The sequence below is a fragment of the Pseudomonadota bacterium genome (assembly GCA_039193195.1).
Classification (GTDB): domain Bacteria; phylum Pseudomonadota; class Gammaproteobacteria; order Steroidobacterales; family JBCBZW01; genus JBCBZW01.
The window spans coordinates 33,827-44,191 of sequence record JBCCWS010000049.1 but is presented as its reverse complement, the minus strand read 5'-3'; the positions used below and the strand labels follow the sequence as shown (position 1 = coordinate 44,191).

Annotated in this window: 9 protein-coding genes; 3 read left to right on the top strand and 6 right to left on the bottom strand. The window is 65.0% G+C overall.

The features are described 5' to 3' along the window. Positions 1-142 precede the first annotated feature (142 nt). Positions 143-328 carry a hypothetical protein gene (locus tag AAGA68_23475; GenBank protein ID MEM9388036.1) on the bottom strand — a complete coding sequence of 62 codons (186 nt, stop codon included), beginning with the start codon at positions 326-328 and terminating at the stop codon, positions 143-145. A gap of 172 nt (positions 329-500) precedes the next feature. Here AAGA68_23475 and soxR point away from each other — a divergent pair, with 172 nt between their 5' ends. After that, the gene (soxR, locus tag AAGA68_23470; protein ID MEM9388035.1) at positions 501-992 is read left to right on the top strand and encodes a redox-sensitive transcriptional activator SoxR; all 492 of its coding nucleotides are present in this window, start codon (positions 501-503) and stop codon (positions 990-992) included. 8 nt (positions 993-1,000) lie between these two features. On the opposite strand, the gene AAGA68_23465 is transcribed toward soxR, so the two are convergent. The 4 genes from AAGA68_23465 to AAGA68_23450 form a co-directional block, all read right to left on the bottom strand. Further along, positions 1,001-2,053, bottom strand: a complete 1,053-nt coding sequence (locus AAGA68_23465; GenBank protein ID MEM9388034.1) for a coproporphyrinogen III oxidase — start codon at positions 2,051-2,053, stop codon at positions 1,001-1,003. Between the two features lie 74 nt (positions 2,054-2,127). Continuing rightward, on the bottom strand, positions 2,128-3,879 hold the full coding sequence (locus tag AAGA68_23460; GenBank protein MEM9388033.1) for an NADP-dependent isocitrate dehydrogenase: 1,752 nt from the start codon (positions 3,877-3,879) through the stop codon (positions 2,128-2,130). Positions 3,880-4,016: 137 nt separating this feature from the next. Beyond that, complete coding sequence (locus AAGA68_23455; protein ID MEM9388032.1) at positions 4,017-5,012, bottom strand: hypothetical protein; 996 nt, start codon at positions 5,010-5,012, stop codon at positions 4,017-4,019. Positions 5,013-5,095: 83 nt separating this feature from the next. Then, positions 5,096-5,563, bottom strand: a complete 468-nt coding sequence (locus AAGA68_23450) for a DUF302 domain-containing protein (GenBank protein ID MEM9388031.1) — start codon at positions 5,561-5,563, stop codon at positions 5,096-5,098. 154 nt (positions 5,564-5,717) lie between these two features. On the opposite strand from AAGA68_23450, the gene AAGA68_23445 reads away from it, so the two are divergent. Next, complete coding sequence (locus AAGA68_23445; GenBank protein ID MEM9388030.1) at positions 5,718-7,667, top strand: cation:proton antiporter; 1,950 nt, start codon at positions 5,718-5,720, stop codon at positions 7,665-7,667. After that, positions 7,668-8,339 (top strand): hypothetical protein, encoded by a 672-nt coding sequence (locus AAGA68_23440; protein MEM9388029.1) that lies wholly within the window; start codon positions 7,668-7,670, stop codon positions 8,337-8,339. 58 nt (positions 8,340-8,397) lie between these two features. Here the strand turns inward: AAGA68_23440 and AAGA68_23435 are convergent, their stop codons facing one another. Further along, the gene (locus AAGA68_23435; GenBank protein ID MEM9388028.1) at positions 8,398-10,365 is read right to left on the bottom strand and encodes a hypothetical protein; all 1,968 of its coding nucleotides are present in this window, start codon (positions 10,363-10,365) and stop codon (positions 8,398-8,400) included.

Below are 10,365 nucleotides of genomic sequence, written 5' to 3'. Positions count from 1 at the left end.
GTGTTGAACAGTGCACCCTGCGCTGTGGTAACGTCGTCCATTGGAAGGCCTTCTTTGTGTCCGAAAGTGCTGTGTCGTAACACCTTTCTAACACATCGAGGGCCTTCTTCTCTTTTGGCTCATGAATAATCCAGGCTAGTAGCTAGGTGGCCTTGGTGCGAGTGATACCGCAACGGCTGCAACGCTGCGTCGTGATGAGTTTACCCTGCTTGACGTCGAAGCGACGTTCCTTATCCACCACCCACCGGTGCAGTCCGCGAGCGCACAGGGTCTTCCCCTCGGACTGCTTCTTTCGGGAGGGCTTCTTGAACGGCAAGATGTCAGCCATAGCATTGGCTCCGACGAGGAACCCCTCCATTGTATGCACTGCGCCGGGTGCCTGCAGCACCGAACGATTCAAGTAGCCCGTCCATGCGGGTCATGCGACCGAAGAGGGGACCGGCGGCGCGCTTGCAAGGAGGCAAGCCTGTGCCACTTCGACTTGAGCCGGAGGGAACGTAATGGCAGAGCGGTCCGATTCCCACCCGACGGTACCCCCTCTGCCCTCGCAGGAATGGCTCACGATCGGCGACGTCGCAACGCGCACGGGGCTCGCCGTCTCGGCCATCCGCTACTACGAGCAGGAAGGCCTGGTCCACCCAGTTCGCACCCACGGCAAGCAACGCCGCTACCGTCGCGCCGACGTTCGCCGCCTGTCCTTCATCATCATCGCCCAGCAACTCGGCTTCTCCTTGAGCGATATCCGTACACGCCTAGAGGCGCTGCCCGACGGCCGCACACCCACCCGCCGCGACTGGCAGCGCATCAGCCGCGCCTTCCGCGATGACATCGAGGAGCAAATCGAGATTCTAAAGCGCACCGCCGCCCGCCTGGACGGTTGCATCGGCTGCGGCTGCCTATCCTTAAAGCACTGCCGCCTCTACAACCCCGAGGACCGCGCCGCTGCAAGGGGCCCTGGTGCCCGCTGGCTCCTGGGCGACCCCGACGACTAAGCGAACGCTCAGGCAGTTTCGTGGTTGGCCACCGTGGGTGGAACCACGTCCCCTGCAGCCTGCAACTCCAGCGCCTTGGGGTGCAGCTGGTAGTGGTAGCGGACGGCTGCGGCCAAGCGTTGCTTGCGTGCCTCGTCCACTGGGCATACGCCCGCGTCTTGCCCCAACGCCTCGATCAGGCTGCGCAGCAGACGATCTTGTGGTGGCGCCATACGCGCGACCCATGACGTCAGCAGTCCCGCGTCCACGAAGGGCGGCAGAGACCCCATGATGCCAACGTCGTTCTGGTCGTGGACCAGCAACCCGCTAGTGGTACCGCGGTCGAGGGTGAGCACCTGGAACAGGTACACTGAGTGGTAGGCCAGCTGCCCTGCGCGCTGCTCGGTGGTGGGCGCCGCCGATCGAGCCAGAGCATCCGACAGGATAGCGAGGTAGCTGTCGATGGCCGCCTCGCCGACACCGCAAGCCAAAGCTGCGTCCTCCCCAGGGTCGTTCGAGAAGAAGTGCTCCAGGTAGAAATGGGCGACGCCGCGATGGCGCTCGAGAGCGGGTATGTAGAAGTAGCGCTCGCCCTGGGCCTTGGCATGCTCGAATTGCTCGGGTGCCGCGGTCTGCAACGCCTCCAAGAAGCGGCCTGTGTCGTCCGCGTGGGGGTGGGAAGGGTTGAGATCCGCCATCACGCGCCAGTACCCAGCACCATCCTTGCGTTCCGTGAAGCTCACATGGATGTGAACGGACGGCGCCAAGGGGTGGCGCGGGTGGATGATCGTGGAGATGGCATTGGCCGAACCGAGCTGCTTCTGCGGCGTATCGTCGTAATGCACCTGGGAGACGTTTACGGAGCCGCGCCAGAACACATCACCCTCGCCCGTCTCGTAGCGCACACCGCCACCGTGGCGCCCCCCGTCGCGCAGCCAGTCGACGGCGCTCAGGTGCTGGTCGCTGCCCCGATTCCTCGCGAGAGCCTCGAGACCGGCGACGAACCGCTTCTGTAGCCCGCGAACTATGGCCAATGCCGCTTGCGCCGCGTCCGAGCGAGCGGCCACCTGCTTGCTGTTCATTGAGAGAGGTCCTGTTCCCACTGCTGCGCCCATTGTCGCTGGCGAGGCGACACGGTCCCCATTTCGGAAAACCCCTATGCCGAAAGAGCCTGATCCAGGCGCGTTTCGATAGCGTCGAGGAAGCCCTGCATGTCCACTATCTGCTCTCCCTGCGGATCGTTGGTCTTGCCGCGCAGATCCGGGGTCACGATGTAGTCCCCCACCGTGTCGATGAGGGCTTGCTTTAAGGTCCTCGCGTAGGCGCTGAGCGCCTCGTTATGGTCTCGGTCTGCGCGGGTCTGCAGGGCGTTGGCAACGGCGAAGATCAAGGCGGACGAGTTGAAGTGCGATTCCTTGCCGTCTGTTTCGACGTAGCGCAGGTAGAGGTCGTGGGCCGTGCCGTGGGGGGCCTCGAACAACATGGTGCCGTCGTTGCTCTCGATGATTGAGCTGGCCGTGGCGAGGCTGCCACCGAGCGCGGCTGATATGTCGGAGAAGATATCCCCGTCCAGATTCTGAGCAGGATACAGCGCATTCCGCGGCGGATCGGTGATCATCTTCGTTAACTGGCGAGACGGGCGCATGATCATGAAGGAAGGCATGCGCGTGCCGTGCGCGGCAAGCTCCTTGCGCACCTCGGTGATAACGGTGCTGAACACATCGTCGTACTCCATGTACTCGCGCTTGAGCCCAAAGTACACCTCCTTGTCCTTGCGTGATGCGTCGCGGAAGACCTGCGTCACCCAGTCCTTGATCGCTTCGCGATCGTTGTGCATCAGAAGGATCGGATCACCCTTGCTGACCTTGCGCGCGTGCCTTTCTACGCCGTCGATGACGACCTTGAGCATCCCGTCCTCAGGCGCGGCGGCATTGAAGCTACCGTACTGGTCGCCGCCGCCGGCACTCATGCGGGAAATGGACACGTGCGCTTCGCGCTGGGGGATCCCGAAGCGCTTCAGGCGCGTCACCAGCTTGTAGAGCTTACGGCCAGTGGTGTTGTCAGGCACGCCCCACAGGGCACGCTCTGGCGGGTTGGCCACGATGCGGGCGGCCTGGGCGTCGATGAGTTCGTAGTGGTACGACAACCCCGCCCCCGCCAGTCGGTCCTTGTAGTGCTCCTCGTAGATCTCTTCGATCGCGGCCCGCATGACCCCGTCGTAGCCGGGGATCACGGTGTCCTTCAGGCCCAGGTAGACGTCGCGCTTCTCATCGAGTGCTCGAGCGAAGAAGCGATGTGCCCACTCGCGGACCCGTTCCATGTCGTTGCTGGCGATTAGCCAGGGATCGCCGCGCCAGATGTCGCGCCTATGCAGCTCCACGGGATCGCCGCTCGCCCCCACAAACAGCAGCTTGACCACGCCGGACACCTCGGACAGGCCATTGGCACTGTCTTTGATGCCGCCCGTCTCCATCGTGTCCACTTCGATATCACGGCCGACCCAACCTGGCCGGCTGATCTCGATGTTGTGAAACAGGATGTCCTCGCGCGTGATGTTGCCACCGATGCCCTTGCGGATCGCACCGTTCGGCGAGCGCGTCGCGAGGCGGTGCAGCGCCCCCTCCTGCACGTGCGGGTGCTTGGCGAGAAGACCCTCAAGCTGTCGCCTGTTCACGGTCATGCCGGCGTTCTTGACCCCTACACCGCACGACTTTAGTGCGTCGATGGCGTCGGTGACTACCACCCCGTTGGTGAGCAGCCTGTTTTCCGCCGAGAGATCGAACTCCACCAAGGGGATGGCGAGGCGCGAGGTGACGAACTGCTCCAGGATACGCTCGAAAGCCACCTGGGCCATCTCATCGCCGTGAAGGATTACCAGGGGGCCGGAAACCTCGATCTTCTCTGCCATGAACGCTCCAGTGTCCGAGGCCCGGCAAGGGCACTTCGGCTAAGTGAACTCTTGGGTGAACAGGGGCGAGGGCGGAGCCTGCGCCCCGCGCGCCCCTGCTGCCTAAGATGATACCGCAAAAGGAAAAAATCTGCCGCCTAGAGGGCCAGCGCGGCCCGGCGCAGCACCTTGCCCCAGTGCTTGTCGGCCAGGTACGCCCAGCTAGCGGGATCCTCCAGCACGCGATCTTCGAAGAATGCCGCGTAGTGCTTCACGAGCGCGGTCGGGTCGGCGCTGATCAGGGGCACACCCAGCTGGGGCATCACACGCCCCTGCCCCCGGCAGCTGAACCAAAGCGGTACCAGGGGCACACCCCGCTTGGCGGCGAGGTTCGCTGCCCAGGGCGAGAGGCTTACGGACACGCCGAAGATCTCCGTCTGGACCGTTTCAGCCCCGCTGACCACGTTGTCCACCGTCGCGGCGATGGCGCGACGCTCGCCGAGAGCGCGGAAGATCGCCCGTGACAATCCCATGGGGTTGCCGCCGCGAACCATCAGCACCTGCACCCGCATGCGTTCGAACATCTCCAGGGCCAAGCGCGTACGCGCGGCCGTGTTGGAGTTCTTGGCCACCAGGAGCATCGGAAATGCCTGGTTCAAGCGGGCCGCCGCGAAGGCGCTGGCGTAGTTGTGTGCCACGGCCAAGACGATACCTTCGTATTCCGTTAGTAAGCGCTCGACCATCGCGCTCTGCTCCGTTGGTAGTTCCACGCGCGCCAGCGCTGCGTCGAGCCCGCGGCGCCGCAAGTCCAGGTAGGCCTGGAGCGTGGCGCACCCATTGTCCAAAAAGCGGTGGTAGATCGCTCGGGGATCCGCGGGCCCTGACCTGTCCGAGGCCACCGCCGCGAGATCCATGAGCGCCTGGCGCAGGGGATTGGCACGCCAGTGATAGGCCCAGCGGAGCAAGCGGGCGGCCACGCGAACGGGCACCATCACAACCCAGTCTGGCGCTCGCTTGGCCAGGCTGTGCAACAGCGGCAGCAAGAGGTTCTTCAGGCCACGCCCGCTAAACCTGGAACGGCCGGCGACCGCCTCCGACCGCCCTTTCTCCACCACGGTCAGCTCGCCGAGGTACAGCGCCGACGAGCGCAGCACGATCGCGGTCGCCGCGCCACGCTCGCGGAGAGCCTCCCCAGCACCCTGGGATGGCGACCGAGGGGCACCTGCCACGGGGCGGCCTAGGGAGCGGCCGCCGCCGTGGTGAAACCCTCTAAGGCCTTGGTCATCCGCTTGACTATCTGGTCGCGATCGCCGATGTGGTGGCGTGCGGCGAGTGCTGCGGGTGCGGTGTAGGACAGGTGCACGGTGCCGTCCAAGTCTTCGTAAGCGACCACGCGGATCGGCAGATCGAGGCCAACGCTTTGCGCACTGCTCATCAGCGCCGTACCCACTTTTGGGTTACCGAAGATCAGCAGCTGGGTGGGCCGTAGGGCCCTTTCCACCTTGGCGGCACCGGCCGCATGGTCGATTCGGGCAAACACGGTAAACCCCTTCTCGCGCACGATCGCCTCCAAGCGATCGAGGGTCTGCGTAACGGAGTGCGCGCTCGTGCGCGTCACCAGCGCGTCCTCGTGCGCAGCCATGGCGACCTGGCTGACACCGATTAGAGCGAAGGCGGCACACAGGCCTGTGATGAACTGACGCATAGTGAATTCCTTTGCAAGTGAGCGTACTTAGACGAGAGGATACCGGCTAGATATCACCGAGGCCTCCCGAGCGCTGCCGCCGCCTCGGGCCAGAGCACCGGCGATGCCCTACACTGCGGTCCCCTGTGCTGCGAAAAGGCCGATTTTCCCGTCCATGACCGATTACCTGCTGCTGATTTTCCTCTTCCTTGGTGCCGGCGTGTTCACCGTGCCCGTGGCCTCCCGGCTCGGCCTGGGCAGCGTCCTCGGCTACCTGATTGCCGGTATCGCCCTCAGCCCCTTACTCCACGCACTGCAGGTCGATGTGGTGGCGATTCAACACTTCGCCGAGTTCGGCGTAGTGATGATGCTATTTCTCGTCGGCCTTGAGCTCGAGCCGGATCGCCTGTGGGCGATGCGCTCGCGCCTGTTGGGCCTCGGCGGCCTGCAGGTGCTGGGCACCACGGCTGCGATCACCGCCCTTACGATGGCCCTGGGCCAGCCGTGGTCGATCGCCCTCGCCGCCGGTCTTGTGCTCTCCCTGTCCTCCACCGCCATCGTCCTTCAGACACTGAACGAACGTGGGCTGATGAACTGCGAGGGGGGACGCGCCTCCTTCTCAGTGTTGCTCTTTCAAGACATCGCCGTCATCCCGATGCTCGCGTTCATCCCCCTACTCGCCCTGCCCGAGCTCAGCCTCGCGCCCTCGGCGGACGTGGCCATGGCTGCGGTGGGCGAAGGCACGCCCCACGCGCCCGCGGCCAACGGTGGTCACGGCGGCGGCGAGGCGATGAGCCTGGTGGCCGGCCTGTCCGGGTGGCAGCGCATGCTCGTGACCTTAAGCGCGATCGCGGGAGTCATCTTCATCGGACGGCGAGTCACGCCGTACATCTTCCGCTTCATCGGTGTCGCCCGCCTGCGCGAGTTGTTTACGGCTGCAGCCCTAATGATCGTCGTCGCCATCGCCCTGCTCATGGCGCTGGTCGGGCTTTCACCAGCCCTCGGCACCTTCCTCGCTGGCGTTGTGCTGGCCGAGAGTGAGTACCGCCACGAACTCGAGGCGGATATCGATCCCTTCAAGGGCTTACTCCTTGGCCTATTCTTCATCACCGTCGGTGCCAACATCGACTTCGGCCTGTTGGCCGCCGAGTGGTCCCTGGTGCTTGGGCTGACCCTATGCCTGATGTTGGTTAAGTTCACCGTACTGCAGGGGCTCGCACAGATATTCTCCCTGCGAGGCACCGATCGATGGTTGCTTGCCTTCGGTCTGGCACAGGCGGGCGAATTCGGCTTCGTGCTGCTGGCCTTTACCGTCGCCAACGGCGTCATTCCCGGACTGCTCGCCGATCGCCTGCTGCTGGTGGTCGCGCTGTCCATGCTGCTCACGCCCGTGCTCTTCATCCTCTACGACCGCCTGATCGTGCCGCGCTACGCCGTCGGTCAGGAGCAAGAGGCAGACGACATCGATCGCGACTGCGACATCATCGTCGCGGGCCACGGCCGCTTCGGCGGCATCGTCAACCGCATGCTTCGTGGCGCAGGATTCGAGACTACGGTGGTCGACTACAGCTCCTCGCAGCTGGAGATGTTGCGTACCTTCGGCTTCGAGGTGTACTTCGGCGATGCCACCCGCCCGGACCTCCTGCACGCGGCCGGCATCGACAAGGCGCGCCTCTTGGTTATCGCGATCGATAACAAGCAGCAGATCACCGAGCTCACCCGCTACATCATCGAGCACTACCCCAAGGTGCACGTGCTCGCACGGGCCGTGGATCGCCTCCATGTGTACGACCTGTACAGCGTGGGCTGTCGCGACATCATCCGCGAGACCTACGACAGCTCGATTCGCGCTGGACGCTCGGCCTTCGAAGCCCTCGGGTTCTCCCGCGAGGAGGCGGTACGCATGGCGGGCGAGTTCGAGAAGGTAGACCGCCAGGCCATGCTCGAGGTGGCGCCCCTGTACGACATCAACATCCCCCCGATGGAGAACGCGCCCTACGTACAACGGGTAAAGGAACTTCGCGCTGAGTGGGAGGCGCAACTGCGCGGGCGCATGAATCCGCCCAAGCCGACGGCAACGGAAGCGGCACAAGCACCGGTGCCGCGCCCTGAGGAGGGCGCCTGAATGAAGCGCACGGGCGCCTTGACGCTCACCGCGTTGATCGGATTGCTCGCATTGGCTCCGGCCGACGCCGCCCCCCGTCTGAAGCAGACCCTGTGGACGATTCGGACCTTCGAGGCTCCGCGGCCGGTAATGCTGCGCGCGGGCCCTGCCCTCGAGGAAACAGTGCTGCGCGAGCTGAGTAGCGGCGCGGTGTTGCGTGACCTGGGATGCGTCGATGTCGGTCCCGACCAGGCGTGGTGTCGCGTCGCGCTCTACGCCAACCGCCAGGTGCGTGGTTGGATTCCGCGATGGACCCTGCGCCCGGCCACGAAGCAGGACCTCGAACCACCGCGGTCCCCAACCCGGCCGGCACCGACCGCACCCGCACCGAACCGCGAGCTGCTGACTTACGATGCGATCGGGGCCGTGCCGTGCTCCGCGCCCCGCGATGACGTCGCCGAGCAATGCGCCGCCCGCCTCGTGCGTGACGGGCGCGGCGCAACCCTTCTCCTCGCAAGCCCCGCCAAGGCCAACGAGCACACCCTGCGTGTGCTGCGCTACGAGGACGGCGAATTCCGCTCCCGCGACGGTACCTTCACGTGGGCCTTGGCCGAGGGCGACGGCCGCTGGCGCGTCAGCATCGGCAACCGCGAGCACTACCTAATCGATGGCACCTGGTTGCGGAGGCGATAAAAAAGCGCCCGATCCACCGCACTGGATCGGGCGCAACGGGAGGCCCGGTCAGGCCTAGCTAGAGCGCGCTGGCTGGCGCGCGCAACACCACCACGAGGCTGCGTGCCTCCAGCGTGGTGGCTAGCGGGGCGTATGCACCAGCCGCCGTGATGCTGCGTACCAACGTCGTGCCGTCCAAACGTAGGGCGAGCGCATCGGCGAAGGTCGCGAAGTCCTCGAACATCTCCGTTCCCTCGCCATCCACGATGGCGTAGCGACTCGCCTCGCCCGCCGGCACCAGCGTCGGCAGGATTTGCGGCGCCCCGAGTGGCACGCGCAAGCCCGGCACGCGGATCCGCCCACGCTCCAGCGCCTCGGCGTTCAGAGCCACACCGTCAGCGCCTATGCTAGAGAACGCTTGATCGCCAAGGGCGGGGTTAAAGATGAAGCGGAATACGGCGCGCAGGCCTTCGAACTGGACCGTGGTGAATGCCTCGAAATCCGGCGGCGCTTCGCCGAAGGTGTTTACGTAGCCGAACACCCGCGCCGCGCCCCCAACTGGCGCCTCAGCGCCAAGCCCGTTCGTATCGATCTCGTAGGCAGTAGGGTCAGCGTCCATCTCCGGCGCAAAGCCCGTACCCGAGAAGTCGAACACGTCGGATCCGCGCGTATTCATGAAGGCTAGATCCAAGGTCAGTAGCCCGGCTTGGTTGTCCGCCACGATGCCTGATACCTGGGAGCGCAGGAGCTGCACCCGACCCTCGGTGGCGTCGAGCTCGAGCGGAGGCAGGATCAACGGCGCGGCGGGGTCGATCTCCCCGTCGTCGTCATCGTCCTCATCGATCACCGGCACGTTAGCGACGCCGAAGATCCGCACCTGTTGACCCACTGAGATGGCGCTGGTGGTCAGCCCCTCGATCGGGTCGACCGGTCGCGTAACTTGGGTGGCGGGCCCAACGCTCACCGTGACCGAATCGAAGAAGGCACTCGGTTCATCACCCGAGCGAACCACGGTGGCACCGCGCACAGTGAATTCATCGCCTTCCCGAGCGACCACCGTCCCCACCACCGTGTCGCTCTCGATGCCCGGCACGCTGCTGCCGGCGAGCACGCTGTCTGCGGTGAAGCTGGCCTCACCAGTCGACAAGATACCGAAGGCGACCGTTAGCGTGTCCTCGGGCAATGTAGCCAGAGCAGCGAGACCCTCGGCGCCGGTCAACAGCTCGCCGTCGATGTCGTAGGTGGTCTGATCGGTGACGCGCACGGCAACATCGCCGAAGCGCCCGTCGCCACGACCCAGAGGCCGCACGTCTACCTCGTAGGCGCTGCCGGTGGTGTCGACCGCTTCCAGCACACCGCGTACGCGCAGCTCCTTCTGCTCGATTGGGTTCACCTCGGCGAGAAGCACTGGCTGCACGGTCACCAACGGCGGCGACACCTCGGCGTCCACCTCGTTGGACGACTCCAGGTCGAAGTCGAGCGCCAGCAGCGCGGCACGACCTGCTGCAATCGAGAACTGGGTACGATCGGTCAAGGTCACCTCGATCGTGGTCTGCGCAAGGGCGTTGCCCTCAGCGTCGACCACGCTCGCCAGCACAGCTTCCCCGTCCTGCTCCACCACCACCTCGGCATTGGTGAAGTCCAAGGTCATCGAGCCACCCACATAGGTTCCGGGTGGCAGCCGTGGAGCGCCGAGCAGTTCGGACAGCTCCACGTAGTCGGCGAAGTCGATTCGGGTGGTCCCGGGAAGGGTTTCCACGATGTCACCGCTGGCGCGTTCCAAGCGCAGGGACACGATGTCAACGGCGTAGCTCAAGACGTCGCCATCCGCATCCGTTACGGTGACCACGCCCACACCACAGCTGTCGAAGGTGTCCGCGTCGTTTGGGTCACAGACGGACACCGGCGTGTCACCACCGTCTCCGACCGGTCCCGGGTTGTCTAGGTTGGCGCTGCCACCGCCTCCTCCACCGCAGCCAGCAGTGACCGCCAGCAGACCTACGCCGGCCAGCGTCGAAATCCATCGCAGCCTGTTCATGATCTTCAT

Excerpts from the sequence above, each read along its gene's own strand:
- AAGA68_23445 (MEM9388030.1), top strand. The coding sequence starts at position 5,718 with ATGACCGATTACCTGCTGCTGATTTTCCTCTTCCTTGGTGCCGGCGTG.
- AAGA68_23465 (MEM9388034.1), bottom strand. The coding sequence starts at position 2,053 with ATGAACAGCAAGCAGGTGGCCGCTCGCTCGGACGCGGCGCAAGCGGCA.
- AAGA68_23435 (MEM9388028.1), bottom strand. The coding sequence starts at position 10,365 with ATGAAGATCATGAACAGGCTGCGATGGATTTCGACGCTGGCCGGCGTA.
- soxR (MEM9388035.1), top strand. The coding sequence starts at position 501 with ATGGCAGAGCGGTCCGATTCCCACCCGACGGTACCCCCTCTGCCCTCG.
- AAGA68_23460 (MEM9388033.1), bottom strand. The coding sequence starts at position 3,879 with ATGGCAGAGAAGATCGAGGTTTCCGGCCCCCTGGTAATCCTTCACGGC.
- AAGA68_23475 (MEM9388036.1), bottom strand. The coding sequence starts at position 328 with ATGGCTGACATCTTGCCGTTCAAGAAGCCCTCCCGAAAGAAGCAGTCC.
- AAGA68_23450 (MEM9388031.1), bottom strand. The coding sequence starts at position 5,563 with ATGCGTCAGTTCATCACAGGCCTGTGTGCCGCCTTCGCTCTAATCGGT.
- AAGA68_23440 (MEM9388029.1), top strand. The coding sequence starts at position 7,668 with ATGAAGCGCACGGGCGCCTTGACGCTCACCGCGTTGATCGGATTGCTC.